Source organism: Streptomyces sp. WAC04114, from assembly GCF_019733245.1.
GTDB lineage: Bacteria > Actinomycetota > Actinomycetes > Streptomycetales > Streptomycetaceae > Streptomyces > Streptomyces massasporeus_A.
Map to the genome: position 1 here is coordinate 1 of NZ_JAIGQA010000393.1, position 803 is coordinate 803.

Consider the following 803-nt stretch of genomic DNA (forward strand, 5'->3'; position numbering starts at 1 on the left):
CGGCGGCCAGGTGTTCATGCGGAAGAACTCGCAGGACGCGGTACGGGAGTTCCGCCCGTACTTCGACAACGCGCCGGTCTACGGCCACGGCCCGTCCCTGGAGGACTTCACCCGCGAGACCCCGCTGACCGTGGGCTCCCCGCAGGAGGTCATCGAGCGGACGCTGACGTTCCGGGACGCGGTCGGCGACTACCAGCGCCAGCTGTTCCTGATGGACCACGCGGGGCTCCCGCTGAAGACGGTCCTGGAGCAGCTCGACATCCTCGGCGAGGAGGTCGTGCCCGTGCTGCGCAAGGAGTTCGCCAACCTGCGGCCGGCCGGTGTGCCGGAGTCCGCGCCCGTGCACCCGGCGGTCGCCGCCGCCCGAGCCTCCGGAAAGGAGTCCTGACCCCGATGTTCGCCACCACACCGCTGCGCATCGTCGCCGTATCGGCCGGGCTCAGCCAGCCGTCCTCCACCCGGCTGCTGGCCGACCGGCTGGCCGCCGCCACCCGTGAGCGCCTCGCGGCCGAGCAGGACAGGCACGTCGAGGTCCGCGTCAGCGAGCTGCGCGATCTCGCCGTGGACATCGCGAACCACCTGGTCAGCGGGTTCCCATCGGCCGGACTGCGTGAGGCGATCGACGCGGTGACGGAGGCCGACGGGCTGATCGCCGTGACGCCGGTCTTCACCGCCTCGTACAGCGGTCTGTTCAAGTCGTTCTTCGACCTGATCGACCACACCGCGCTGACCGGCAAGCCCGTCGTGATCGCCGCGACGGGCGGCACGGCCCGGCACTCGCTGGTCCTGGAGCACGCCCTGCG

The 803-nt window shown here is 71.5% G+C and carries 1 protein-coding gene and 1 pseudogene; both read left to right on the forward strand.

Annotated features, from left to right (window positions below):
* A pseudogene (locus tag K4G64_RS39390) lies at positions 1 to 388 on the forward strand (5,10-methylene tetrahydromethanopterin reductase); the annotation flags it as partial.
* Positions 389 to 393: 5 nt separating this feature from the next.
* On the forward strand, positions 394 to 803 hold a 410-nt coding region (locus K4G64_RS39395), incomplete at its 3' end, for a CE1759 family FMN reductase (protein WP_221760639.1).